The 25,723-nt window shown below is 67.5% G+C and carries 21 protein-coding genes and 1 tRNA gene; 9 read left to right on the plus strand and 13 right to left on the minus strand.

Annotated features, from left to right (window positions below; genetic code table 11):
* Positions 1-289 precede the first annotated feature (289 nt).
* Both HMPREF2826_RS08235 and HMPREF2826_RS08240 read left to right on the plus strand, forming a co-directional pair.
* Positions 290-1,630, plus strand: coding sequence for a polysaccharide deacetylase family protein (locus tag HMPREF2826_RS08235; protein ID WP_168163997.1), 1,341 nt, complete (start codon positions 290-292; stop codon positions 1,628-1,630).
* 66 nt (positions 1,631-1,696) lie between these two features.
* Positions 1,697-4,324 (plus strand): bacterial transcriptional activator domain-containing protein, encoded by a 2,628-nt coding sequence (locus tag HMPREF2826_RS08240; RefSeq protein ID WP_148138365.1) that lies wholly within the window; start codon positions 1,697-1,699, stop codon positions 4,322-4,324.
* Positions 4,325-4,575: 251 nt separating this feature from the next.
* On the opposite strand, the gene HMPREF2826_RS08245 is transcribed toward HMPREF2826_RS08240, so the two are convergent.
* Positions 4,576-5,988, minus strand: a complete 1,413-nt coding sequence (locus HMPREF2826_RS08245) for a Sapep family Mn(2+)-dependent dipeptidase (RefSeq protein WP_070640862.1) — start codon at positions 5,986-5,988, stop codon at positions 4,576-4,578.
* 159 nt (positions 5,989-6,147) lie between these two features.
* Here HMPREF2826_RS08245 and HMPREF2826_RS08250 point away from each other — a divergent pair, with 159 nt between their 5' ends.
* The 3 genes from HMPREF2826_RS08250 to HMPREF2826_RS08260 all read left to right on the plus strand — a co-directional run bounded on the left by HMPREF2826_RS08250 (position 6,148) and on the right by HMPREF2826_RS08260 (position 7,840).
* Positions 6,148-6,843 (plus strand): HAD family hydrolase, encoded by a 696-nt coding sequence (locus tag HMPREF2826_RS08250; RefSeq protein ID WP_070640864.1) that lies wholly within the window; start codon positions 6,148-6,150, stop codon positions 6,841-6,843.
* Between the two features lie 61 nt (positions 6,844-6,904).
* Positions 6,905-6,980 (plus strand) — tRNA-Ala (locus tag HMPREF2826_RS08255).
* A gap of 62 nt (positions 6,981-7,042) precedes the next feature.
* Complete coding sequence (locus HMPREF2826_RS08260; RefSeq protein ID WP_210388989.1) at positions 7,043-7,840, plus strand: YdcF family protein; 798 nt, start codon at positions 7,043-7,045, stop codon at positions 7,838-7,840.
* An 83-nt stretch (positions 7,841-7,923) separates the two neighbouring features.
* On the opposite strand, the gene argS is transcribed toward HMPREF2826_RS08260, so the two are convergent.
* The 6 genes from argS to HMPREF2826_RS08290 form a co-directional block, all read right to left on the minus strand.
* The gene (gene argS, locus HMPREF2826_RS08265; protein WP_070640866.1) at positions 7,924-9,768 is read right to left on the minus strand and encodes an arginine--tRNA ligase; all 1,845 of its coding nucleotides are present in this window, start codon (positions 9,766-9,768) and stop codon (positions 7,924-7,926) included.
* A gap of 114 nt (positions 9,769-9,882) precedes the next feature.
* Positions 9,883-11,361 (minus strand): nicotinate phosphoribosyltransferase, encoded by a 1,479-nt coding sequence (locus HMPREF2826_RS08270; protein WP_070640868.1) that lies wholly within the window; start codon positions 11,359-11,361, stop codon positions 9,883-9,885.
* Positions 11,362-11,478: 117 nt separating this feature from the next.
* Positions 11,479-11,787: a hypothetical protein gene (locus tag HMPREF2826_RS08275; protein ID WP_070640870.1), complete on the minus strand. Its 309-nt coding sequence runs from the start codon at positions 11,785-11,787 to the stop codon at positions 11,479-11,481.
* A complete protein-coding gene (locus HMPREF2826_RS08280; RefSeq protein WP_070641302.1) occupies positions 11,780-12,763 on the minus strand; it encodes a radical SAM protein in 984 nt (327 codons plus the stop codon). Before HMPREF2826_RS08280 ends, HMPREF2826_RS08275 begins: the two co-directional genes overlap by 8 nt.
* Complete coding sequence (locus tag HMPREF2826_RS08285) at positions 12,756-14,204, minus strand: Sapep family Mn(2+)-dependent dipeptidase (protein ID WP_070640872.1); 1,449 nt, start codon at positions 14,202-14,204, stop codon at positions 12,756-12,758. The genes HMPREF2826_RS08280 and HMPREF2826_RS08285 overlap by 8 nt, the downstream gene beginning before the upstream one ends.
* A gap of 123 nt (positions 14,205-14,327) precedes the next feature.
* Positions 14,328-14,531 (minus strand): cold-shock protein, encoded by a 204-nt coding sequence (locus HMPREF2826_RS08290; RefSeq protein ID WP_058270229.1) that lies wholly within the window; start codon positions 14,529-14,531, stop codon positions 14,328-14,330.
* 225 nt (positions 14,532-14,756) lie between these two features.
* Here HMPREF2826_RS08290 and HMPREF2826_RS08295 point away from each other — a divergent pair, with 225 nt between their 5' ends.
* Genes HMPREF2826_RS08295 through HMPREF2826_RS08305 form a run of 3 tightly spaced genes read left to right on the plus strand, consistent with a single transcriptional unit; the run spans position 14,757 to position 17,996 of the window.
* Positions 14,757-16,844 (plus strand): DUF6541 family protein, encoded by a 2,088-nt coding sequence (locus tag HMPREF2826_RS08295; protein ID WP_070640874.1) that lies wholly within the window; start codon positions 14,757-14,759, stop codon positions 16,842-16,844.
* 54 nt (positions 16,845-16,898) lie between these two features.
* Positions 16,899-17,582, plus strand: coding sequence for a glycosyltransferase family 2 protein (locus HMPREF2826_RS08300; RefSeq protein WP_070641303.1), 684 nt, complete (start codon positions 16,899-16,901; stop codon positions 17,580-17,582).
* A gap of 9 nt (positions 17,583-17,591) precedes the next feature.
* Positions 17,592-17,996 (plus strand): DUF2304 domain-containing protein, encoded by a 405-nt coding sequence (locus HMPREF2826_RS08305; RefSeq protein ID WP_070640876.1) that lies wholly within the window; start codon positions 17,592-17,594, stop codon positions 17,994-17,996.
* Here HMPREF2826_RS08305 and HMPREF2826_RS08310 read toward each other — a convergent pair.
* Positions 17,946-18,851 (minus strand): glycosyltransferase family 2 protein, encoded by a 906-nt coding sequence (locus HMPREF2826_RS08310; RefSeq protein WP_070640879.1) that lies wholly within the window; start codon positions 18,849-18,851, stop codon positions 17,946-17,948. The two genes, HMPREF2826_RS08305 and HMPREF2826_RS08310, sit on opposite strands and share 51 nt — an antisense overlap.
* 98 nt (positions 18,852-18,949) lie before the next feature.
* On the opposite strand from HMPREF2826_RS08310, the gene HMPREF2826_RS08315 reads away from it, so the two are divergent.
* Positions 18,950-20,002 (plus strand): glycosyltransferase family 2 protein, encoded by a 1,053-nt coding sequence (locus HMPREF2826_RS08315; RefSeq protein WP_070640881.1) that lies wholly within the window; start codon positions 18,950-18,952, stop codon positions 20,000-20,002.
* Positions 20,003-20,038: 36 nt separating this feature from the next.
* On the opposite strand, the gene HMPREF2826_RS08320 is transcribed toward HMPREF2826_RS08315, so the two are convergent.
* The 5 genes from HMPREF2826_RS08320 to HMPREF2826_RS08340 form a co-directional block, all read right to left on the minus strand.
* On the minus strand, positions 20,039-22,372 hold the full coding sequence (locus HMPREF2826_RS08320; protein ID WP_070640882.1) for an RICIN domain-containing protein: 2,334 nt from the start codon (positions 22,370-22,372) through the stop codon (positions 20,039-20,041).
* Positions 22,373-22,513: 141 nt separating this feature from the next.
* Complete coding sequence (locus tag HMPREF2826_RS08325) at positions 22,514-23,473, minus strand: glycosyltransferase family 2 protein (RefSeq protein ID WP_070640883.1); 960 nt, start codon at positions 23,471-23,473, stop codon at positions 22,514-22,516.
* Between the two features lie 34 nt (positions 23,474-23,507).
* On the minus strand, positions 23,508-24,620 hold the full coding sequence (locus tag HMPREF2826_RS08330; RefSeq protein WP_070640885.1) for a DegT/DnrJ/EryC1/StrS family aminotransferase: 1,113 nt from the start codon (positions 24,618-24,620) through the stop codon (positions 23,508-23,510).
* A 169-nt stretch (positions 24,621-24,789) separates the two neighbouring features.
* Positions 24,790-25,140, minus strand: a complete 351-nt coding sequence (locus HMPREF2826_RS08335) for a DMT family transporter (RefSeq protein ID WP_070640887.1) — start codon at positions 25,138-25,140, stop codon at positions 24,790-24,792.
* Positions 25,137-25,514: an EamA family transporter gene (locus tag HMPREF2826_RS08340; RefSeq protein ID WP_070640888.1), complete on the minus strand. Its 378-nt coding sequence runs from the start codon at positions 25,512-25,514 to the stop codon at positions 25,137-25,139. Before HMPREF2826_RS08340 ends, HMPREF2826_RS08335 begins: the two co-directional genes overlap by 4 nt.
* Between the last annotated feature and the right edge of the window lie 209 nt (positions 25,515-25,723).

Genomic DNA, 25,723 nt, shown 5'->3' on the forward strand with positions numbered 1-25,723 from the left:
TCGGCCGTACCGCCTCGGCCGTACCCTGAAGGCCGGCATGGCCGTGTCCGCGAGCCATTTTGCGGAGTCGCCACCTTGCGTCAGAGGCGGTCGCATGATAGGGTTCAACCACGTTTACTTTTCTGGCACAGCCGCCCGTCACGCGCAGGGTCATACGCGACGAGCCATGACGGTGCGGCGGAATCGAGCGTCGATGGCAGCCAACACGCAGGGACACACAGGCGACTCTCGTCATCCGAGGGGTACCGCGCGGCATTTCTCGGGTGCCGCGCAGGCAGGGAAACCTGGCATGGCACCGTCGACGCACGCACACCCCACCAGGACGCACGGCCGGGCCACGCCCCGACGTGACGCGCAGGAGGCCTACTACATCCCCGCGTCAAGCTACGACGGGGCGTCCGAGAAGGGCTCGCGCAGGGCGGCCGGACGAGGAGGCTCCAAGCTCCCCCTCGTCGTGGCCCTGGTCGTCATGGCGCTCATCGCGGCGGGCGGGGCCTACGTCTGGCTCACCCGCCCCGTCTCGCTCACGCTTAACGACCAAGAGGTCGAGGCCCGACCCGGCACGACCCTCTCCGCGCTCATGGCCGACAACGGCGTCTCGGTCAAGGCGGGCAACTTTGTCTCGGTCGGCGGGACCGTCCTCGAGGAGGGCGGCGGACGTCCGCTCAACGCCACCGTCAACGGCACCGAGCTCACGGACGAGCAGGCGGGCGCCTACCGCGTCGCCAAGGGCGACGAGGTGACCGTCACAGACGGCGACGACGTGATCGAGCAGTACACGGCCGAGACCGCCACGCAGCAGCCCGCGCTCACGATGGACGGCGTCGAGGGCCCGCTGGCCTACGTCGCGCAGTGGGGGCAGGTCGGCGAGGTCGAGACCCGCACCGGCTCGGTCTCGGGCGAGACGGCCCAGGTCACGACGAAGGAGAAGAAGGACTGCGTCATCAAGCTGCACTACCCCAAGCCTGACGGGGGCGAGAAGCTCGTGGCCCTGACGTTTGACGACGGCCCCTCCCAATACACGCAGGCATACCTTGACATACTCAAGAGGTACGACGCCAAGGCCACCTTCTTCGAGCTGGGTCAGAACGTCCAAGGCTTGCCCAACGTCGCCAAGGCGGTCGTGGACGACGGGCATCAGGTGGCCTGCCACTCGCATACGCATCCCTTGCTCACGAAGCTCGACGCCGCGGGCGTGCAGGGCGAGCTGAGTCAGGGATTTGAGGCCATCAAGAACGCCACGGGCGTCGAGACGACGGTCCTGAGACCCCCCTACGGAGAGTTCAAGGAGTCCACCTGGCTGCGGTCCAACGGCCTTCTGTCGCTCTCCGTGTACTGGACCCAGGATTCCGAGGACTGGAGGCGACCCGGCGTTGACGCGATCGTCTCCAAGGCGACGGCCGGGGTGGTGCCGGGATCCATCATCCTCATGCATGACGGGGGCGGTCCTCGCGAGCAGGACCTGGAGGCGCTGCCCAAGATCATCGAGGCGCTCCAGGCGCGGGGATACAAGTTCGTGACCCTCAACGAGCTCATGCAATCCGACGGCTCCATCCCGCAGGACATCAAGAGCGGCAACGCCAGGCCTCCCGCAGACACGGTCTGGCCTACGGAGCTCGGCGACGCCTAGCGACGGGGGCTTGGGTATAAGGGTCACATGAAGCGTCCCGCTCTGCCACCTATGACCCGGAGTCCCATGTCACGTCATGCGCCAACATCACCCTTTTCGCAGGAGGGCCCGTCGGCTCGCCAGTCGTTGTCGCTGGCGCTGGTCGAGCTTGTGACGGGAGTCGCCTTCGCCGTGAGCGTGGCCTCTGCGGTCGGCGGGGGCGGCGTCGCATGGATCGTGGCATCGGCGTTGGGATGTGCGTGCCTCATTCTGCTCGAGCTGTTCAGAAGCGGCGTCCGCGAGCGGTCGTCTGCCGCCTCGCGCCTTGTCCCTTCCGACGCGGACGACGCGGATGACGGCTCGGCGCACCCGGATGCCGGGGTCGCCGGGCACGCGGCGCCAGGGCTTTGTCCCAAGGGCACGGACGCGCAGGACGGGCGCCCCTGGCAGGATGACGGCTCGTCGCCAGCCGACGTCACGACGACGGCCCAGTCCCAGTTCGACCTGGAATCCCTCGCCGCGCAGCTCGCGCGAAGTGACGACCCCCTCGCCGAGCTCAAGCTCTTTGTCAAAGACATACGGGCGCGCGAGGCGGCGCCGGCTGGTGCCGAGGACGTCGGATCCCGTCCCGTCGGGGAGGTGCCGACGCCCACGGCGGGGGCGTCGCTGGCGATGCCGGCGCAGGCGGGAGCGTCTCGTCCGACGCCTCGCCTCTCCCCCTCGCCGATGGAGCTCTTTGCCGCGCGCCGCCTCGAGGAGGCCGGTCTCTTCAAGGACGACGTCGAGCTGCCACAGCTCAAGATCGTCCTGCTGGGCAGGTCGGGCCTCTTCTACCTGCGCATGGCGCCAGGTCCCGTCGCCTATCTCGCCCGGCTGCGCGTCCTGGGCCTTGAGGCGGCCCTCAACCAGCTGGTCTTCTGCTCAAAGTACCTCGAGTCGTCAGCGAGCGAGGAGGACTGCTACGAGGCCAACGAGCTGGTCCTGAGGCACATCTGCGCCCAGGCCAGGCCCATCGACGAGGCGGGCGAGCTCTTGGAGGGCGAGGTGCCCGACGGCGAGTGGGCGACCCGGCGTCAGATCTCGAACGCCATCGAGTCGCTCGTGCTCCCCTATCGCCTGGAGGCCTCGTTCAGGACCAACGTGGCGGACGGCAACGTCGCCATCGAGTTCGCCATGACGCCCGACCGTGTCTTTCCGGCCTCGATGCTCGTGGACCAGCTGGGCGTCGTGACAAGCTCCCGCGAGATGCGCCGCAAGGCCGCCTCCGCCTACGCCCAGCGCCTTGCAATCCTGCTCGCAGCCGAGGCGTTCCGGGCCTCGACGAAGGTGCGACATGTATGGGTCGCGGCCACGCTTGACACCGCCAACCGCCACTGGTGCTACCTCTCCGTTGACTTTGACCGCGGGCGCTTCTCCCAGATCGACCTGGCGCACGACCTTACCAGGGTCAGCGACTTCGAGCGCGTGTACCGGCGCTTCGTTCCCGTGATCCGACGCGAGCGGGGCATGCTGAGACCCGTCGAGCAGTCGTTCTCGCTCAACGAGGCGCGCTTCTGCCCGCCCCGCCGCCATGAGTCGCCCTCGCTCTCCTCCCGCAGGCTCCCGCCCCGCCAGGCGCACGACCTTGGCTGTCAGAGCGTCTACGGCCTCGCGATCCAGGAGGCGGACAAGCGTTCCCTGATCGCCACCGACATCCTGCGACGTCTCGCGAGCCATGACGTCGACAAGGACGCCACCGCGCGAAACGTGGGCACGATCCTTGAGCTTGCGGGCGACGACCCTGACCCCGACGTCCGCAGCGCCGCAGAGCGCACCGTGCGCGGGCTCATCGACGGGAGGCTGCCAAACGAGCCGCTGGCCATCGCCGAGGAGTTCGTCAGCGGGGATGCCCTCTCGCGCGCGGCCGCAGCCGGGCGCGAGAGCCTCGCACGCCATGACCCTCGAGCCGCCCTCGAACGCTGCGAGCGCGCGCTCGGCGAGGTTGACGGTAGAGGGCTCTATGACGACGCGGAGGGCATCGAGTGGCGCTACTTTGGCAGCTACGTTGACCGGGCTCTCTACAACCGCCTGTTTGCCCCGCCCGAGACGTCGATCATGCTCGTCCCCGACGGCTACTTTGAGTGTCATCTCATCTGCTCGAGCGCGCGGCTCGCCCTAGGTGACAGCGACGAGGCCTGCCGTCACGCGCGCAGGCTCGTCGAGCTGGCCCCGCTCGACCATCGCGGCTTCCTCCATCTGGTGCGCTGCCTGGAGGAGAAGGGCGACACGGACGAGGCCATCGAGGCGCTCAAGGTGCTGCTCCTTCGCGCCCACGACCTGGAGGGCCTGGGCATCGGCTACTACCGCATGGCCTCCTTCCAATGGCAGAAGGGCAACATCCTCGCCGCCCAGGCCGCCTATCACAGTTCGATCGCCGCGTTCAGGGGCTCGTTTCCCCTGGCGGCCCTGGAGCTGGCGGCGCTTGCCGCCCAGCACCCCGACACCTTTCGCCAGGACCTGAGTCACGACGAGACCACCTCGCTGCTGGAGGGTGCCGGCATTCCCGTCGCCCCCACAAAGCAGATGACCGCGTCGTTCCTCTCGTGCATGCGCGCCTCGGTGGACGCCGAGGTCTTTCCCGTCGCCCGAAGCTTCGTCAGCACCCTGGTCACGCTCCATCCGGACGACGTCCTCATCGGCGTCATGCGCTCGCTCGAGGGTGAGCCCGACGCCTGACGCCTAGCGTCTGACGCCCTGTCGTTCGGCGGACGTTCGTCGGCGCGCGGGGGCAGCGCCGCGCGCCGGTGAAGTCGTAAGATCAGCCCTCGGCCGTGACCGGACAATGAGACCGGTGAATATGACGGGGCGCGACCGAAAAGAGACGTCCCCGTCGCGCCCCAGGCACCCAGCCTCGTCCCAGACCCATATCTTCGCGGCCAAAAGCGCGCGGAATGCATGCGCGTCGCGCAGGCCGGGACGGCGCGCCGCTAGAAGTCGAGCGCCATGAGCTTGCCCAGGGAGACGATGTAGATCTCCAGGGCACGCTTGAACTGCTCCTCCGAGAAGCCCTCGTCCGCCGAGTGCTCGGCGCCCACCCAGTCCGGCAAAGGGAAGGCCGGGTCGTTGGGCCCGAAGGCGCCGCCAGCCTTGAAGTGACGGGCATAGGTGCCGCCGCCGATGGTGAAGGGCTCGGCCTTGCGGCCGGTGTACTCGTTGTACGTGCCCACGCAGGCACGAATGGCATCGGAGCTGGGGTCCGTTGACCAGGGGACCATGTCAAGGTCGACCGTGAGCTCGCAGTGATGCGCGCGGCACAGCGCCCCCACGCGCTCGGTGATCTGCTCGCTGGTGATGGAGGTGGGATAGCGCGAGTCGATGGTCTGCTCAAAGTGGCCATCGACCGTGCGCATCGTGCCGCCGATGCAGGTCAGTGGGTCAAAGAGCTCGTCGGACGCGGCGATGCCCAGCGTCGAGCCGTCCGTCGAGCCAAAGACGAGCGCCTCGAGCTCGAGGAAGTCCCGCTCAGCCTCGGAACAGAGCCCATGCTCAAGCAGGTAGGAAACGAGAAGTCCGATGGCGTTGACGGACCCCTGCGGCGTCGAGGCGTGCGCACCGACGCCGTGGGCGGTCAGTCGCACGAGGCCGTCCGTGGCGTCCTCGACGTCGATGCGATCGGTGGCGGGCAGCTTTGAGGACTGCGCCCTGACGAGCGCCGTAGCCTCGCCCGCCACGGCGTTGCCCACCGTGCCGCCCTCGAAGCTGACGATGACGTCGGCTATGGCCTTGGAGCGTATGGTGGCGGAGTAGCCGCCCTTCTCGCCGCAGATGAGCGGGAAGTTCGCGTCGGGCGAGAAGCAGAACTCGGGCTGGGGGAAGTGCTCGAGATACCACTCCACGTCGGCCATCTCGGTCTCCTCGTTGTTTCCGATGATGACGCGCAGCGTGTAGGGCAAGGGCTCACCCGTACGACGCACCTGGTCTGCATAATATTTGGCAGCGTAGAGCGAGAGGACGAACGGCCCCTTGTCGTCCAGGACGCCCCTGCCGATCAGCATCCCGTCCTTACGCGTCAGCGTGAACGGGTCGTAGGTCCAGCCGGTGCCCTCGGGGACCACGTCGGTATGGGCGATCATCGCGATCTGACGCTTGCTGACGCCCGGCAGGTCCGCATAGCCAATGTGGCCGTCGCAGTCATGGGCGTCCAGGCCCAGACGACCGGCGATGTCGACGGCGGCCTTGAGCGCGCGATAGGACTCCGGGCCGTAGGGCTTGCCCTCCTCGGCCTGGCTCAGGTCTTCAACGGAGCGAATGGAGACGAGCGTTCCCAGGTCACGCACCGCGTCCTCCCAAATGGAATCGACGTAGGCGCGCACCTGGTCCTTGATGTCGGGGTCGGTCATTGCGTTCCCTTCTCGCTGGGATGTGTCGTGACAGAGGTCCTCCTGAGGATATCAGACGTCATGCCACAGGCGCGCAACCCCTCGACCAGCGGGCCGGAGGGGCTGACTCTGATAGACTGGTGGGACGACAACGCGGTCGTGACATGAGAGAGGAGCCTCGTGACGCCATCGACAGGACAAGACGTTCGTCATCTCTGGCCCCCCACCTTCAAGGCCGCCATCTTTGACTTTGACGGCACGATCGCAACGACCGCCCCCCTCTGGCATGAGGTGGACAGGGCGTTTCTGGGAGCGCGCGGCATCGCGATGGACGTCGAGTATTCGCGCCGGCTCAACATCCTGGGCTTTGCGGCGGGCGCCCGCTACACCATCGAGCGCTACGGGCTGCCCGAATCCGTGGAGGACGTCTGCCTTGAATGGGAGCGGATGGCAAGGGCCCTGTACGAGACGAAAGCGACGCTGCGCCCCGGCGCGTACGCATACATCCGAGCCCTGAGGGACCGGGGCGTCCCCGTCGCCCTTGCCACCACCAACGGACGCGGCGTGCTCGACGCCATGCGCTCCGTTGACCTGGACGAGATCTTTGACGTGCGCGTCCATGCGGGCGAGCTGGGCGTGACCAAGGACGCGCCCGACATCTACCTCAAGGCGGCCGAGCTCCTCCAGGCCAGTCCCTCCTCGTGCATCGTCTTTGAGGACATCCTGGCGGCGGCCCGCTCGGCAAGGCGCGCGGGTGCGCTCGTGTGCGGCGTGCGCTCGGGCGACGCCAACCAGGACCCCCATGAGCTGCGTAGCAACACCGACCTCTGGCTCGACGACTGGCGTGACATAGCTCCCGTGGGAAAGTGCGCATGAGCACCGCGAGTGTTGACAGCCCACGCCGGAATTGCGATACTACCCCTTGTGCACCGCGCACGGGGATGTAGCTCAGCTGGGAGAGCGCAGCGTTCGCAACGCTGAGGCCGAGGGTTCGAACCCCTTCATCTCCACCATGACTCTGACGCGGACGCGCCCTTTGGGCGCGTCCGTCTTTTTCCCTCCCGAGAGGAACGCCGTGGGACTCAAGGCGGACTGCGTCAACATGCTCGGCAGGTTCTGCGGGCCCCGTGACGTTTTTGCCCTGACGCAAGACAGGCTGCGCGAGTCTCTGGGCGTCCCGCGCGCTGACGTCATGGTCCTCTTTGGCGGGAGCATCCTCGCGGGGGCGGACGTCCTCGCCCATGCGGTGCGGGAAGACGTCGCGCACGCCTACGCCATCGTCGGAGGCGCTGGCCACACCACCGAGGCGCTGCGCCGGCGCGTTCAGACGGAACGTCCCGACATCACGACCGCCGGGCGTTGCGAGGCGGAGATCTTTGATCGCTACCTGGCCGCCGTCTACGGGCTTCATGCCGACCTGCTCGAGACCGCATCGACCAACTGCGGCAATAACGTCACCAACCTCCTCGCGCTCCTCAAGGCCCGGGACGTTCCCCACGACAGCCTCATCATCTGCCAGGACGCCACCATGCAGCGCCGGATGGCCGCCGGCCTCGCCCTGCATGCCCCTCAGGTGAGGGTCGTCAACTTTGCGGCCTACGACGCGCACATCGTCGAACGCGACGGCGAGCTTGCCTATGCGCGAGAGCCGCACGGCAGCTGGGACATAGAGCGATACGTCAGCCTGCTCATGGGGGAGATACCCCGCCTGCATGACACGACAGAAGGCTATGGGCCGACCGGCAGGGGCTTCATCGCCCACGTGGACGTGCCCGACGAGGTACTTGGCGCCTTCGAGACGCTCAGGGACGAGTTCGGCGTCCGCGCACGCGTCGCGGACCCGCGCTTTGCCTCCCGGGCGGGATGCCGGTAGCGCCTGATCCTCGCCCCCTCGTGCACGAGGCCCCCGGACATGCGTCCGGGGGCCCTGGTCATGCGCTGATGGTGGTCGCAGGCCTACATGACCTCAGGGGCGTTGACGCCGATGAGCCTGAGGGCCACCTCGAGGTTGATGCGCACGGCGTCGCAGGCGGCAAGGCGGGCACGCGAGAGCGCGGCGTCCACCGGGCGCCCCTCGCTGGGAAGCACCTGGCAGTTGGCGTAGAAGCCATGATAGGCGCTCGCCAGCTCCTCGCAGAAGTGCGTGATGCGGAACGGGGCGCGGTCGCGGGCGCAGCCGGCGATGAGCTCGGGGAACTCTGAGACCTTGCGGGCCAGGGCGGCCTCGGTGGGGTCGGTGAGCAGCGAAAGGTCGCAGTCATCGCCGATGGCGCGCCGCGCGACCTCGTCCATGCCCAGCCGCAGGGCCTCATCCTCAGAGACGCCGGCGGCCTTGCGCAGGATGGAGCAGATGCGCGCGTGAGCGTACTGCACGTAATAGACCGGGTTGGAGTTGTCCTTCTGCTTGACGGCCTCGATGTCGAAGTCGATGGTCTGGTTGGACGAGCGGCTGATGAGCGTGTAGCGCGTTGCGTCTACGCCCGCCTCCTCGATGAGCTCGTCAAAGGTGACCATCGTGCCCTTGCGCTTGGACATGCGGACCGGCTCGCCGTTGCGCAGGAGGTTCACGAACTGGCCCAGCAGGACCTCATACTTGCCGGGATAGCCGAAGGCGTCCGCGACGGACTGGACGCGCTTGATGTACCCATGGTGGTCGGCGCCCCAGATGTTGATCTCGTAGTCCACGCGCTCGAACTTGTCGAGGCAGTAGGCCACGTCGGAGGCGAAGTAGGTGTACTCGCCGTTGCTCTTGATGAGCACGCGGTCCTTGTCGTCGCCAAAGGCCGTCGACTTGAACCAGAGGGCGCCGTCCTCGGAGGTGTAGACGTAGCCCTTCTCGCGGAGGTTCTGGAAGGCGCGGTCGATGGGCGTGGAGCCGTCCTCGCCCTTCTGGTAGAAGCTGCGCTCGCTCTTCCACTCGTCAAAGTCGCAGCGAACCGTGTGGCAGGTGGCCTTGATGCGGTCGAGCATGGCCTGATAGGAGCGCTCACGGAACTCGGAGTCACGCACCTCGGGGCTGACGGACACCCACGCGTCGCCGTCCTTGGCATAGAACTCCTTGGCGATGTCGATGATGTAATCCCCGCCATAGGAGTTGCCGCCCAGCGCCTCGTTGAAGGCGTCCATGTAGGGGTGCAGCTCAGGATGCGCGTCAAGGTCGTCGTCCACGTAGCGCTCGCGGTCGGCGAGCAGCTCCGCCGCAGCCTCGTCCAAGCTCAGGCCCTGCTTCTTGATGACCTCGTCAAGCTGCAGGTACCTGAGGGCGACGGAATGGCCGAAGACGTCCATCTGGCTGCCATGGTCGTTGATGTAGTACTCGCGCTGGACCTTGAAGTTGGCATGCTCGAGCACGTTGCAGAGCGAGTCGCCGATGGCGGCCCAGCGGCCGTGGCCCACGTGCAGGGGGCCGGTGGGGTTGGCCGAGATGAACTCGACCTGGAGGCTCAGCCCGTCGCCCACGTTGACCTTGCCCCAGTCGGCACCGGCGGCGCGAATGGTGCGAAACACCTCGTTGTTGGCGGAGGCGCTCAGGTAGAAGTTGATGAAGCCGGGGCCGGCGACCTCACACGTGGCCACGGCGTCGCTGGGAGGCAGGTGCTTGACGATGGCCGCGGCAATCTTGGCGGGGGCCAGGTGGGCAAGACGGGCGGAGCGCATCGCCACGGTGCTCGACCAGTCGCCGTTCGTCGTGTCGGCGGGTCGCTCCAGCCCGCAGTCATCCACTTCGAATGGGGGAAGGTCGCCCGCCTGCTGGGCGGCGCGGATGGCTTCCCTGACCAGATTTTCGAGCGTATCGGGCATCGCTTGCTCCTTCGTTTGACGAACGCGACGCGCGTGGCGCGCCACTCCATAGACCTTCTGCATTGTATCAGAGACCAGGACGCGGCAGCCCATCGTGAGGCGCCGGGAGCCGCCCTATTCGCGCCGTGAGCCGCTGTGCTCGCGCAGGGCGAGCTCACGCCTCACGCGGGCAAGCCCCTCCTCGATGCCCACCGGGTATATCTGCGGGTTGAGAAAGCGTCGCACGGCGGGGTCCAGGTGCATGAGCGCGTCGCGACAGCGCGTGCGGGCGGCCTCGATGCCCTCGCCCTCGCCCACCGCACGCCCCTCGCGCACGAGCTCCACGAGAAGCTCATGGGCCTCATACCCCGCGAGGTCGAAGCTCGCGAGGTCGTCCACCGCGTCGACCATGAGGGTTCCGCCCATGTCGTAGGCGTCGTCGACGATCATGTCGCCCACCGGGCAGCCCGAGGCGTCAACGTAGCGCCTGACGTGCTGGATGCCGGGGATGGTGCGCTTGTAGGACATCTCCGAGAGCTTCATGACGGGCTCCCAGACCGCCGACGCCGCCGGGCGCGTGGCCGAGAGCTTGTAGACGCCTCCCAGCGACGGCTGCGGGTCACAGGTGGCGAGCTTCGTTCCCACCCCGAAGGAGTCGATGGGCGCCCCCTGGGCAAAGAGCGACTGAATCGTGTACTCGTCGAGGTCGTTTGACGCCGAGATCTTCACAAAGGGCAGACCCGCCTCGTCAAAGGCCCGTCGCGTCTCCTTGGAGAGCTTGGCGAGGTCCCCCGAGTCGATGCGCACGGCGGCCAGATGCTCGCCGGCCTCCTCCATCTCGCGGGCGACGACGACGGCGTTCTTGATGCCCTGGTGCACGTCGTACGTGTCAAGGAGCAGGACGCAGTTCTTGGGGCTCGAGGCGGCGAAGGCGCGGAAGGCGTCGAGCTCGGTGGGAAACGCCATCACCCAGGAATGGGCGTGCGTGCCAAAGACGGGAATGCCGTAGATCTTGCCGGCGAGCACGTTTGAGGTGGACGACGCGCCGCCCACATAGGACGCGCGGGCGACCGCGAGGCCCCCGTCAGGGCCCTGGGCGCGCCTGAGGCCAAAGTCGGACACGGGGTGGCCCTCGGCGGCGTACACGACGCGCGACGCCTTCGTGGCGACGAGCGTCTGGAAGTTGACGAGGTTGAGCAGGGCCGTCTCGAGGAGCTGGCAGTCGATGATGGGACCCTCGACGCGCACGAGGGGCTCGCGCGGGAAGGCGAGCTCGCCCTCGGCGACGGACCAGACGCTCACGCGCAGGTGAAAGTCGCGCAGATAGTCAAGGAAGCCCCGCTTGAACAGGGGGCCGCCGGACGGCGCCTCGAGCGAGGCAAGATAGGCGATGGACGCCTCGTCAAACACGAAGTTATGGACGAGGTCCGCGATCTGCCCCATGCCGCAGGCGACGGCGTAGCCCCCGCCGAAGGGGTTGTCACGGAAGAAGACCGTGAAGCAGCCATGGACGTCGAGCATGCCCGACTCCCAGAAGCCCTGGGCCATCGTCAGCTCGTACAGGTCGGTGTTGAGCGCCACGTCATGCGGCGTGGTGGTGTCTGTCAATGCCATGGGCGCGGGCCCTCTCTCGTGGCGTCATGACCGTCAGGCGGTCGTTACGGACACCAGCGTAGCACGTCGGGACGCACGGGACGTGACGGGCGGTCCCTCAGGGGACGTCCGCGCGCCTCAGTGGTTGAGGAGCATCATGAGCAGGAGGGCCAATGCGACGATCAGGATCGCGCCCAGCACGACCTTCTGCCCCAACGGCATGTTGAGCTCGTCGTCGGGCTCCATGAGCCTCGCGTTGCGTCGGCGCAGCTCGCGGATGCGCTCGTCCTTCGCGGCCTCGGCGCGCTCCTCCTTGAGCTGCTGAAGCTCGAGGCGCTCCTTGCGAGCGCGCTCGGCGTCAAGGCGTCTCGCCCGCTCGGCGCGCAGCCTCTGGAGCTCCGCGCGCTCCTCGTCCGAGAGCGGGCCTGCGTCCGGCATGTCACTCATGGCTGCCCCCATCCTGTCCGACGTCTTGTCGTCCCAGCTCCGCCCCGCGCACGCCCGTCGCGTCAAAGGCGGGGACGAAGCTCTCCGAGACCGTGCCGCCCTGCTGCCACCATAGGCGCTCAAAGCCCAGGTCGTCGGCATGGTCAAGAACGCGCTCGTACTCCTCGTCCGTCACCGCGCGCCCGAGGTCTCCCCCCTCGCGGCGGCAGCGCTCGTTGGGAGTGTATTGGTTCATGACCGAAAGGTCCAGCTCGTTGCCGCCGAGCGCCCAGACGCGATCGAGCACCCTGAGCGAGTCGTCCGTCTGCCCGGGCATCACCAGGTGGCGCACGATGACGCCCTGGAGCATGCGCCCGTCCTCGCCAAGTCGCCGGCCCCCGCGCTCCCTGAGCCCCGCGAGCATCCGAAGGAGGGCCCGCTCGGCGACGAGGGGGTAGTCGGCGGCGTGCGAGAGACGGCCCGCCAGCTCGCGGGACGCGTACTTGAAGTCCGTGAGCCAGACGTCCACGACGTCCGACATCAGCGAGACGACCTTTTCCGTCTCGTAGCCCGAGGTGTTGCACACCACGGGCAGGCTCATCCCCGCCGCGCGGGCGGCGCGCACGGCGAGCTTGACCTGAGGCGCAAAGTGCAGGGGCGTCACCAGGTTGATGTTGAGCGCGCCCTGAGCCTCGAGCTCGAGCATCATGGCCGCCAACCGCTCGCAGGACACCTCGAGGCCAAAGCCCTCCTGGGAGATGCCGTGATTCTGGCAGAAGACGCAGCGCAAGGGGCAGCCTGTGAAGAAGATGGCGCCGGAGCCCGCCTCGCCCGAGATGGGCGGTTCCTCCCAGAAGTGCAGGGCGCAGCGAGCCACGCGCAGGCGCGAGGTCGCGCCGCAGACGCCGCGCTCCCCCGCCAGACGCCGCGCGCCGCAGCGCCGCGGGCAGAGCCGGCAGCGCTCATACGGCTCGAGGGACGCGAGCTCGTCATCCATTGCGACGGCCGTCTTGGGCATGCAGGCGCATGAGTCGCGCGATCGACACGATGTAGATCTTGAGGGCACGCCTGAGCGTTCCTTCGCCGATGGCCTCGTCGGCCCCATGCTCGGGGCCCGCCCACGAGGGCAGGGGGTCCGCGGGCTCATGTGGCCCAAAGGCGCAGGCCCTCATGAACTTGCGGGCGTAGGTGCCGCCGCCGATGACCTTGGCGCGAGACGTCGTGCCTCTGAACTCGTCATAGGTGTCGAGCAGGCAGCGCAGCTCGGGACTCTCGGGGTCGATGTGGAAGGGCGGCTTCACACCGACGACGACGAAGCTGGCGCCGCGCGCCTGGGCCTGCCGTGCGAGCGCCCGCTCGAGGGCGTGCGCGTCGATGGCGTCGGGGTAGCGGCAGTCACAGGTCTGCACGAGATGCCCCCCTTCCGTGCGAAGCGTCCCGCCGATGAGCGTGAGGGAGCCAAAGCGGTCGTTCGAGCAGGCGACCCCCAGGGAGGAGCCGTCAAAGCCCTGGGCGCACAGTCTGAGCTCGAGCTCGGCAAAGGGCACGAGCCCCTCGGGAACGACGCCCGCGTCAAGCAGGTACGCCCACAAGAGGCCGATGGCGTTGAGCGTGCCCTCGGGGAGCGAGGCGTGCCCGCCGACGCCCCGGGCGACCACGCGCGAGCGACCGTCGCCCAGGTCCGTGACATCGATGCGCTCGCGACCGGAAAGGTCTGCCGCCCTCTTCCTCACGACCGCCTCGGCGCGCCCGCAGACGGCGTTGGGCACGGTGCCGCCGTCCATGCTCTCGATGGGCGCGTCATGCCCGCCCACCGTGGCGACGGAGCAAAAGCGACCCTGAAAGACGCCCTTCTCGCCGCAGATGAGCGGGAAGTCGGCGTCGGGCGTAAAGAGGAACTCGGGCTGGGGGTGACGCTCGAGATAGTAGGCGACGTCACGCATGCTCGTCTCCTCCTCCGAGCCCACGATGGCTCGGAGGGTGAGCGGCAGGCGCTCGCCCGTGCGTAGCGCCCGCCGGACGAAGAAGTGCGCGGCATAGAGGCTGAGCACGAGGGGCCCCTTGTCGTCCAGCACGCCGCGGCCCACGAGGCATCCGTCCTTGCGCGTCACGTCAAAGGGGTCGAACGTCCAGCCCCGGCCCTCGGGCACGACGTCGGCGTGGCAGATGGTGGCCAGATAGCGCTCGGAGCGGCCGGGCAGGTCGGCATAGCCGATGCGGCCCTCGCAGTCATGGGCCTCAAGGCCCAGGCGCTCGGCGATCGCGAGGGCCTGACGAAGCGCCCGGTGGCAGGCGGGACCCCAGGGGTCTGCGGCCGTGGCATGCGAGAGGTCCTCGACGGAGCGGATCCTCACCAGGGAGCGTATGTCCTCGACGACGTCCTCCCACACCTCATCGACGTACTCGTCGACCTCTTGTTTGAGCCGCTCGTCAGCCATGCACCAACTCCTTGTCGCTCGCCTGGGACCTCACGCGCCGAAGTCGCCCCGCTCGCCGCCTGCGTATGCAAAAGGGAGGCCACGATGGGGCCTCCCCTTCAGAATGCTCTTGGTGTAAGAGACTTAGATCTTCTTGACGTTGGAAGCCTGAAGCTTGCCGTTCTGACCCTGCGTGATGTCAAACTCGACAGCCTGGCCCTCGTCCAGCGTCTTGAAGCCGTCCATCTTGACCTCGGAGTAGTGGACGAACAGGTCGTCGCCGTCCTCGCGAGAGATGAAGCCGTAGCCCTTGTCGGGATTGAACCACTTGACAGTACCCTGTGCCATGTCGTGCCTTTCTTTCTTGCCCCGAGGGGCAGAACGCTGCGCCTAAGCGCGATACATGTGACCGTAGGCCACGAGTGTCATTCTAGCCTAAGAGAGGCCCGTCGGGGCCAACAATCTGAGGAGAACTCAGAAGGTCCGGCCGAGACGGTCGCGAGGCGCCCCCTTGAGCGCGTATGCTAGGCTGACGCACAGGAGTCATCGTGGTGCTCATTGGAGGTGGTTCGCATGTGGTCCTCGTTCGTCGTGGCCTCCCTGGCGCTCTGCGCCTTTCTGCTGCTCCCCGGCTATCTGGTCCTGCGCGGCCTGGGCGCCACGCGCTCGTGGTCCGTGTGCCTCTCCCCCCTCGTAAGCCTGTCGCTGCTCGCGCTCGTGGGCCAGGCGCTCGCGCTGGCAGGCGTCACGGCGCCTGCGGGGCTCGTCCTGGGCGGCTCGACGCTTATTGGGCTCTTGACGCTCGCCTGCCTGCACGAGAGGGGGCCCGCGCTCTGCCTTCCCGCCCTGGCAACGACCTTGCCCCCGCTATATGCCCTGGCCGGCGGCCTTCTCGGCTGGAACCTCCTCATCCTGAGGCTGGGGTCGCCCGACGTGGTGTTTCAGGCCTATGACGTCACCTGGCACCTTGATCTCATCCAGGCGATGGCCGACTCGGGACGCCTCTCCTCCCTGGGCGCGAGCCCCTACCTTTCGGCCGCCGACGCGGCCATAGCCCCCATCTCGACCTCGGGGTTCTACCCTGCGGCATGGCACGTGCTCTGCGCCCTGGTCTGCCAGGCCACGGGCGTCGCGACGCCCATGGTGATCAATGCCTCCATGTTCGTCATCGCCTGCCTTGGCTTTCCCTTGTCGGCGCTCGCCCTCATCTCGACGATCTTTCCCGGTAACGCGATCGCCCCTCGTGCGGGGCTCCTCTGCTGCCTTGCCTTTGTGTCCTTTCCCTGGAACATGCTCACCTTTGGGCCCCTGTACGCCAACGTCGCCGGCTTTGCCCTCATGCCGAGCGCCATGGCGCTCTTCGTCCACCTCGTCTCGAAGGGACCGGGCGCCGGTGAGAGACTCCGAGCGGCGGCGCTGCTGACGCTCTGCGTGGCCGGCCTCGCCTTGTGCCACCCCAACACCCTGTTTGCCTGTGCGGTCCTGCTCGCCCCCCATTGCGTGTCGCGCATCTGGGACGTCTGCGAGGATGCGGGCCTGCCGCGACCCCAACGGCTCCTGTGCTGCGCCGCCTTCGCGGGCGTCTTCGCGGGCGTCTGGCTCGTCTGCTATCACCTTCCCGCGTTTCAGGCCACCGTGAGCCACAGGTGGCCTCCCTTCTCCTGGACCTTTCAGGAGCTCGTCAACATCCTCGTCCTGTCGTACAACTTTGGCTTTGACAGCGAGGTCGCCTGCCAGCCCCTCCTGGCCGCCCTCGTAGTCGCCGGGTTCGTGCGCTGCCTGCACCGGCGCCCGTATCGCTGGCTGTGCGCCTCATATGCCGCCGCCTGTCTCATCATGTTCGTCAGCGCCACGCGTTCGGGACCGATCAAGCAGCTGCTCGCCGGCTTCTGGTACACCGACCCCATGCGCCTCGCCGCCCTTTGCGCCATCGCCGCCATTCCCCTTGCGACCCAGGGCCTCGTCTGGGTCCGAGAGGTCGCGCTGCGCGCGGCCGACGCCTACGGGCGCGTCGCCGGCAGGCCGGCGCACCCTCGCCGCGTCGTCGCCGTCCTGGCGGCCGGCTTCGCCATCATTACCTTCATGCCCAGCTTCAATCTTGCGGGCCTGCGCCTGCAGCTGAGTCCTGAGGAGATGCAGAGGCACAAGGACGACGAGCGCAAGGACTGGCCCAAGAGCGTTCGCACGACCTTTGGGGACTACCGGTCAAACGCCGTCGCGACCTACGCCTTTGACACCCCCCTCGACAAGCAGGAGCAGGCGCTGCTCGTGACGGTCGCCGAGCGCGTCCCCACGGGGTCCCTCGTCATCAACGACCCCATGGACGGGAGCTTCTTGGCCTACGGCGCCCATGGCATACGCGTCCTGTATCGCACCTTCACCGGCTTTGGCTCGTCGGCCGAGTCGCCCGAGAGCGAGGTCATCCGCACGCGCCTGGCCGCCTATGCCACCGACCAGGACGTCCAGGAGGCGGTGCGGCGCCTTGACGCGCGCTACGTCCTCGTCCTGCGCGGGACGGAGGAGACGAGCGGCTTCGTCGACCTGAGGGACGACTACGACGAGTCGCTGTTTCTTGGCATACGCTCCATAGGCCCACAGACGCCGGGGTTTGTCTGCGTCGTCAGCTCCGAGGCGGGTGCGCTCTACGAGATCGTCAGGTAGGCGTCATGCCGTGCTAGACTATCGACGTCAACGTGAGACGAAAGGGTCATGTACATGAGAGTGCTTGCCGTGGTCCCGGCCTTCAACGAGGAGCAGTGCCTCTTCGCGACCGTGGACATGCTTGCGCAAGCCTGTCCGGACGTTGACTGCCTCATCGTCAACGATGGCTCGCGGGACCGCACGGCGCAGGTGGCTCGCCGCTGCGCGGCGCGCGTCGCGAACCTGCCGGTGAACACGGGCCTCACCTCCGCGTTCAAGACGGGGATGAAGTACGCCCAACGTCACGGGTATGACGCTGTGGTGCAGTTTGACGCCGACGGTCAGCATCTGCCCCGCTACATCCCGCAGCTGGCGGCCGCCCTCGAGGAGGGCGGCGCGCATGTCGCCATAGCCTCGCGCTACCTTGACGGCAGCGTGAGGCCAACCGGGGCGCGAGGTGCGGGCTCGCGCCTGATCACCCTGCTCATACGAATCACGACGGGCGCCGTCATCACGGACCCGACCAGCGGCATGCGCATGTACGACCGACAGATGATACGCCTCTTCGCCCAGGGCTTCGACTGCGCCCCCGAGCCTGACACCATCGCGCTCGTCGCGCGCGAACAGGGCGCCGTCGTCGAGATACAGGCCTCCATGCGAGAGCGTCAGGGCGGCGAGAGCTACCTCAAGCTGGGCAACGTGCTCAAGTACATGGCCCGTACCTGCCTGTCCATCATCATGCTCCGCTTTCTTAGATAGGTGTCCCGCATGCTCCCCCTTCAGCTCAGGCTTCTGCTGGTCCTCGGCGCCCTGCTTGCGTTTGTCGTCGTCTCCAACCGCGTGAGGAGGGAGCGTATCCTGGTGGAGGACGCCATCTTCTGGATGGTGCTCGCCGCCGTGCTGGTGGTGCTGGCCATTTTTCCCCAGATAGCGGTGATGGCGTCGCAGGCGCTCGGCTTCATGTCCGCGAGCAACTTCATCTTTTTGGCCGTGATCGTCCTCTTGCTCTGGAAGGCCTTCACCAACGCCAGCGAGATCTCGAGGCTCAAGGACAAGGTCAACGAGCTCGCGCAGGAGATCGCCCTCGAACGCCTCGAACACGAGGAAGCGAGGGCGCAGGCGTCAGAGGAGCCCCGCGAGGAAGAGGACCCTCAGGGCGAGCTCGCCCGCTAGCGTCTGCCGCAAACGCAGCGGCGTCAACGCCTTGGTCAGACGCCCGCCTCTGAGCGCCCGCTTTAGCAGGTCCCTGCGCCGGGCGTCCATGCGCCCGCCAAAGGCCGCCTCAAGCTTGCCCAGCTGCCTCGTCACGTCGTCGAGCTGCCCCCTCTGCAAGAAGGTTCGCACCCGATAGCGCAGCAGCCGCAGCCCCCCCGACCCCGTCGGGCTGGCGTTGGACCCCGTTCGCCGGTACTCGAGCGTCGAGACGTCATCGTACGTCAGCTCGCCCACCGCCGTGGCGACGAGCGCGATCCACCAGTCATGGCAGTACACGTCGTCGGGCCCCGCCTCGACCACCAGGTCGACGAGCCTCCGATTGAGGACCATCGTGTTGCCCGAGCCGCGATTCTCGAAGAGCATCTTGGGAAAGTCGACGCCGATGCGATTGAGCCGCGAGCGGCCCTGCGGCCGCATGTCGGCGTCGCAGAAGGTGTACTCGGAGCAGTACAGGCGCGGCAGGTCACGGCCCTTGGCTTCGAGGACGTCCAGGGCGCGCGAGAGCTTGTCGGCATGCCAGACGTCATCCTGGTCACAGAGGGCCACGTACTCCACCGATCGAGGGACGCGCGAGAGGGCGTCCAAAAACGACCGGGTGACCCCCAGGTTCTCGCCCTCGACAAGCTCGACTTTCCCCGCGCTCGCGTAGGGCCTCAGCAGCTCGAGCGTCCCGTCCGAGGATCCGTCGTCGCGCACGAGGACCGACAAGGCGCCCACGTCCTGCCCGAGCACGCTCTCAAGCTGCTCGACAAGATGGTCGGCCCCGTTATACGTTGACATGACGACGGCGACGCTCGGTCCGCTCACTGGCATGAAGGGTCCTCCCAAGGTCGTTCTTCCGCCTGCACACGCTACCATAGGGACGATTGTGATTGTACGACGGGAGCAAACCACACGGGAGGGTCGGACGGATGGCACACGACGCACCACCAAAGCTGAGCATCGTCGTCCCCTGCTACAAGACCGAGCGCTACCTGAGGCGCTGCCTTGACTCCTTGCTGGCGCAGACGCTCGACGGCATAGAGGTCATCGGCGTCAACGACGGTTCGCCTGACGGCTGCCTGGCAGTGCTGCGCGACTACGAGCGGCGGCGCCCGGACGTCATCAGGGTCGTCGACAAGGCCAACGGAGGACTCTGGGCGGCGCGTTGGAGCGGCACCGAGGTCGCACGCGGGACCTATGTCACCTACGTTGACAGCGATGACTTCGTCGAACCGACGTTTGCCGAGAGCCTCCATGCGACCGCCCTGCGCGAAGGTGCCGACGTCGTCGTCTGCGGCTTCAGGCGCGTGGCCGAGGAGGACGGCAGGGTCCTCTCCGTCGAGATGGCCGATCCGCTGCCCCCCTTTCTCGCACGCCACGAGCCAGGGCGTCTCGTGGGCATCAACCCCGCCGCCTGGAACAAGTGCTTTAGCGCCGAGCTTCTCAGACGCATGGGCCGGCTCGAGGAGCCGCCCGCCATCCTCGAGGACGTCATGCTCAGCCAGCTGGCCTATCTCGCGTCGAGGCGCCCGGTGGCGTTTACCGGCGACGCCCCTTACAACTACCTGATCAGGCGTGGCTCCATGATCAACAGCGTGACGCCAGCTCAAGTTCAGAGCGTCCGGGTAGCCCTGCTTGAGGTCAGGGAGCTCTTTGAGAGGGGCGGGGCCTCAGAGGGCCTCCTGGCGTCCCTGGACGCCACGGCCTTCCTGCACCTGGGCGTCTCCATGTCCTTCAGGCTCTCCTGCGGCGACGGGCGCACCCTCAGGGAGGGTCTGCGTGTCACGACGGGCTATCTTGACGAGCACTTTCCCACCTGGCGAAGGTCTCCCTACATGAGCCTGCACGCCGCCCTCACGCAGGGGTCGGCGGCGCGCAAGCTCTGGCTCGCACGCCTATTCTACAAGGCGGGTCTCATGGGACCCTTCCTGACGGCCTATCGCCTCCTGCTGCGCCTGTCGGGCAGAGACCTCAAATGGTAGGTCGGCGGAGGCCCTGCGCCGTCGCAGCGGGCGCCCCTAGAAGATGCTGACCGTCGATCCCACCGTCACGTTGTCGTGCATCCACTTGATCCTGCCCTTGTCTTCGACGGTGATGCAGCCGGAGCCGACGTAGCCGTAGTGGAAGCCCTGTCCCTCGTCATACCCCCTGCCGGGCACCTCTCTCATGTGAGAGGAGCTGGGACGTTCCCACCAGTCCTCCATGTAGCCCACATACCAGTCGTTGACGTCATCGCAGTCGGGCCACTTCCAGTAGCCGCGAGCCGTGATGTACACCTTGAAGGTCCCCGTGAAGGTATTTCCGCCCGTCCGTATGTCCATAGAGTTGGCGAGCACCCACGAGCCGCCCGAACGGAAGAAGACCGTCGCCCGTCCGCGCGCCTTGTCCGCCAGGACGACCCAGGGCGTCGAGCTGCCGACCTCGGTCGCACGCGCACGCATCTGCGCGACGTACGACGGGTCGCCCCAGACGTCCGCCACCTCGGTGATGCGCGAGAAGGTGGTCCTTGCCAAATTCCAGGAGAAGCTCGGGCCCGCCGCCGGGTCACACGTGGACACGACGGTCGGGACGCCGTTCGCCGCGACGGGCCGTGACGTCGTCAACGCGAGCGTGCCCGAGCCGAGGGCCGAGACCACCTCGACGCCTCCCGAGGGGGCGACGACGAAGCGCCAGAGCTGCGCCTTGGTGCCGTTGGCGGTGTACTGCTGCACGACGGTCCCGCTTGCGGCCGACGCCCCGCGCACGTCGAGAGCGAGGTTGGAGCTGGCGTTGGTGATGGTGTAGAAGCCGTTGCCCGCAGCCTTGACCACCCACTTCTGGGCCCCGCTGTCATTGAAGCCATAGGTCTGAAGCGCCTGGTAGCTCGCGGCCGTGCCGCCGGGAACGTCAAGGACCTGGCCGGGGGCGCTGCGGTTGTAGAGCACATAGGTGCCCTCCCCCACCAGCGCGGCGGGGACGAGCTTCCACAGCCGCTCCCCGGACTCCTTTGCCCGAAGGCTCACGACGGCCCCTCGGCGGGCGCCGTCCGAGGCGGCGAGGACCCTGCCCGTGACGGCATTTCTCAACACGTAGCCACCCCTGCCCACCTGGACCTTCCAGCGGGCCGTCTCGGCGGGCGCGGCAAGGCTGGCGAGGGCGCCGCCCTCGTCGGCAAGATAGCGTCCCGAGTTGGCGCTCCTGAGGGTATGGGTGCCGTCCTTGCAGTCGACAAGCTCCCAGGTCTGCGCGAGGGTGCCGTTGGCCTCCCACACCTGAACCGTGGCGTCCTGGGCCATGGAGGCGCCGCGCACGTCGAGGACGCCGTCCTCGTTGGCGACGCTGCCGATCCGATAGGTGCCCGAGAACGAGAGCGTGGTCGGCGTCAGGGACCATCCCTGCGCCCTGCTGCCGTTGGCGTCCCAGAGCTGCACCGCGGACCCCTGCCCGGCGTGGGCCCCCGGCACGTCGATGGCCCTCCCGGAGACGACCGAGGTGATGACGTAGCTGCCGTCGGACGCGCGGCGGACGGCCCAGGCCTGGGCACGGGCGCCGTTGGCGTCATACTGCTGCAGCCGCACGCCGTTTGAGCCCTGGGCGCCGGGCACGTCCAGCGACTTGGCAGACCCGGCCGCAAGCAGGGTGTAGAAGCCCGTGCGCTCGTCCCACGAGAGGGACCACGTCTGGGAGGCGGTGCCGTTGGGCGACCAGAGCTGAATCGCCGCGCCGTTGGCGGCAGACCCGTTCCGCACGTCGAGCACCCTGTCAGGGCTCAGGGAGCTCGCGATCGTGTAGAGGCCGTCATCGAGGGCGCGCTCCACCTTACAGAGGCGCCAGCTCTGGGCCTTCGTGCCGTTGGCGGCATAGGCCCAGACGTTCGCCCCGCTCCTGGGGCTCGCCCCCGCGACGTCCAAAGCAAGGCGCCCGTCAAGCGCCGAGACGATTGCGTACGTGCCGTCGTCACGTCGCACGAAGTCCCACAGCTGGGCCTTCGTGCCGTTTGCCTCGTATATCTGGACGTTCGTGCCGGACATTGCCCGACCGCCCGCGACGTCAAGGGACACGCCCGTAAGGGAGTTCACGATGGCGTAGTGCCCGTCCACGCGCGTGACGCGCCAGTACTGCGCGAAGGTGCCGTTGGCCTCCCACGTCTGGACGTTCGCGCCGTTTGAGGTCCGCGCGGCCGCGATGTCGAGCGCGTTGCCCGACAGCGCTGAGGTGATGGCATAGACGCCATCCTCGACCTGGGCATACTCAGTGGCGCGGACCGTCTGGGGGAGCCAGGCGCAGACGAGAAGAAGCGTGAGGGCAGCCGCGCGGCACAGCGCCGAGCGGACCATTCCCCCCATCAGACGGCGTAGCTGGCTGGCGCGCATGCGGACATCCCCTCTCGCTGGGCAACGAATCGCTTGCCCTCATGATAGGGCAGCGGCGCGGCTCTCGGCGCAGGACACGCAAACGCCAGAAGCTCGACGTCAGGACCCAAAGGGACAAGACCGGGGTCGCAGCGGGCGACCCTAGAGCGTGACGCCCCTGCCCGCCAGCGCGCGCACGCCCAGAATGGCGTACCAGCGCGGAACGGAAAGCAGGTAGCGCAGGGCGTGCGGCTCGCGGGCGAGCTCCCTCAGGGAGTCGGCGAGCGACGCGACGCGCACCCTTCCCACGCTCCACTTGAGCAGCAGTCGGTAATACGTGCGGCGGGCGGCGTCGACCGCCTCGGGGTTGCCGGACGCGAGGGCGTAGTCCACGAGCGTCTGGCCAAAGAGGACCTCGTTGCGCGCGTAGGTCTCGCTGACCTTGACCTGGGCCGAGTAGCTCGTGCCGCCGTGCGTCACGTGACGATATGCCCCCCAGGCCTCCTGGAACACCTTGACCTTGCCCACCGTCAGCAGGATGAAGGCGTTGCGGCGGTCCTCGGGATAGGAGTCGAAGCGCTTGAACGACAGGAAGCGCTCCTTCTGCGCAAGATAGGGCCTCATCCTCACCACCGAGGTGCTCGTCTGGCCCGGCATGGTGCACAGGAAGTTCTCCCGGAAGGAGTAGTCGTCCGCCAGGCAGTCGGGATAGCGCTCGCCGTTGGGCAGGGAGTCCTCTCCCACCACCGTGCAGTGATGGTAACAGGCCACGTACTCGGGATGCGCCTCCAGGAAGTCAACCTGCTCCTGAAGCTTCCCCTCGTAGGTCCAGAAGTCGTCGCCCTCGCAGATTGCCAGGTACCTGCCCCTACAGCGTGCAATAAGGTCCGTGTTGTTGGCGTCTCCCAGGTTGTGCTCGCGATAGAGGAAGTGGAAGTTGTCCGGGAACTCCGGCTCGATGCGCCGCATGACCTCGCGCGAGTCGTCGGGGGAGCAGTCCTCGCCGACCCACACCTCAAAGGGATGGTCGCAGCGCTGCATGAGGATGCCCCGCAGACAGCGCTCGACATAGGGGCCGTGATTGTAGACGGTCACGATGACGGAGATGACGGGCGCATCCAACGGGAGTGCTCCTTTCACGACGACGCGACCCTCGCTAGCGCCCGCACGCGACGATGACGTCACAGATGCGGTCCACGTCCTCAAGGGCAAGGTCGGCGTACAGCGGCAGCGTCAGCACGCGCGCGGCGACGTGCTGGGCATGGGGCGTGAGGTCAGAGTCGAACCTCCCCTGGTAGCACGCGAAGTCGCTGATGAGGGGATAGAAGTACTTGCGCGAGAAGACGCCCTGGCGCCGCAGGGCCGCGAAGACGTCGTCGCGCGTGGCGCCGAAGCGCCCCTCCTCGAAGACGGCGGGGAGGTAGGCGTAGTTTGAGGAGACGCCGGACGCGGGCCGATGGACCCGTATGCCGTCCACGGCCTCCAGGCGCTCCCAGTAGCGCTGCGCCACGAGACGCCTCTTCTCGATCTCCCCGGGAAGATGACGCAGGTTGCAGAGCCCCATGGCGGCGCAGAACTCGTTCATCTTGGCGTTGCCGCCCACGAACTCGACGTTCTCCTCGTCTGCGATGCCAAAGTTCTTCCACCGGTTGAGCTTGGTCTTGAGCTGGGGGTCCTTGAAGCATACCGCGCCGCCCTCGATGGTGTTGAACACCTTGGTCGCGTGGAACGAGAACATGGACGCGTCGCCGAAGGACGCCACGGGGCGCCCGTTCACCCTGACCCCGAAGGCATGGGCCGCATCATAGATGAGACGCAGCCCGTGCCGCTCGGCTATGTCGGCGAGCGCGTCGTCGTCACAGGGGTTCCCGTAGACGTGGACCGGCAGGATGGCGCAGGTCTCACCGTCCACCAGACGCTCGACCTCGGCGGGGTCAAGGGTGTAGTCATCCGGGCGGATGTCGGCGAACACGGGCTTGAGGCCCTTGCGGACGATGGCGTGGGTCGTCGAGGCAAAGCTGTAGGGCGTCGTGATGACCTTTCCCGAGAGCCCCATGGCCTCGAGGACGCACTCCAGGGCCTGATGGCCGTTGACGAACAGGGCGAGGTCGGCGACGCCCAGGTACTCCTCGAGCCTACGCTCCAGCTCCTGGTGCTTGACGCCCATGTTGGTGAGCCACCGCGACTCCCAGAGCGGGGCTATCTCCGAGACGTACTCCTCGAAGGGCGGCATCGATGATCGCGTCACGAGGATGGGGTCGATGTCCATGCTGGCTCCCGTCGCTTGTCGTAACGGTGGCGCGCCCGGCCACCTTGCAGATGGTGCAGTGCTCATAGTAACCCTTCCTCCCCTGCTCGCGCGGACGGGCGGTGCCGCCGAGGCGCGCGGGCGGCGCGTTCGGCATGACGGACGTCAGGAAGGCGGCCGCGACGCCCCGTCAGACTCCCAGCGCATAGATGACGATCCCCCCGATGATGAGACACAGGGCCAGCACCTGGCGGCGGGTGAGGCGCTCCTTGAAGATCGTCACGCCAAAGCCCGTCACGTAGAGGTAGCCCGTCGCGTCGAGGATGGGGCCCATGGAGAGGGGGATCACCTTATACGCGAGGGTGGAGAGCAAGGTCGCCAGGACGAAGAGCGCATAGGCGGTGATGACGAGCGGGTTCAGGTACTCCCGACTGCGCGATGCGTGCCCCCGTATGGCGGACTTCTTGAGCAGGACCTGCGAGACGCCGCTCACGAAGACGCCCAGGAGGGCGAGGGCCGCATACGGGGCGACGCCGCTCATGGGCGCTCGCCCCCGCCTGCGGTGGAGTACAGCACGACCCCGACAAGGACGACGAGGGCGCCGACGACCTTCTGCCAGCCGATCGTCTCCCCAAAGAGCGACGCCCCCCAGACGATGCCCCAGATGACGGTCACGGCGCGGTTCGCGTATGCCACGGTGAGGGGGAGGCGCTTGATCACCTGCTGCCATCCGACGGCGTAGACGGCGAGCACGCCGACCATGCCCGCGTACCATAGCAGGAAGCCCGGACTCATGAACGCGTGACGGGCCGCCAGCTTGCTCATGATGCCGCTGAGCGAGAAGACGGCAAGCAGCAGGTGCAGGGACAAAAGCGTCCCCGCCCTGCCCGACACGCGCGCGAGAGGCCTCGTCATAGGGCTTCCCCGCCAAGCGCCCGCACCCTGTCACGCCTCGTCTGAACCGTCATGAGCCCACGACCTTCCCGCCCCCGAAGGGGCCGTCACCACTTCTCTCATGATACTTGATGGAGGCGTCCCGCACGAGGCGGCCTCCCCTTGGCCCGCGCCTGCGCCTGACTCCTTGATGGCCGGCCTGCCAAGGGGTATCGTGTGCCCAGACGGCC

Source organism: Olsenella sp. HMSC062G07, from assembly GCF_001811895.1.
GTDB lineage: Bacteria > Actinomycetota > Coriobacteriia > Coriobacteriales > Atopobiaceae > Olsenella_F > Olsenella_F massiliensis.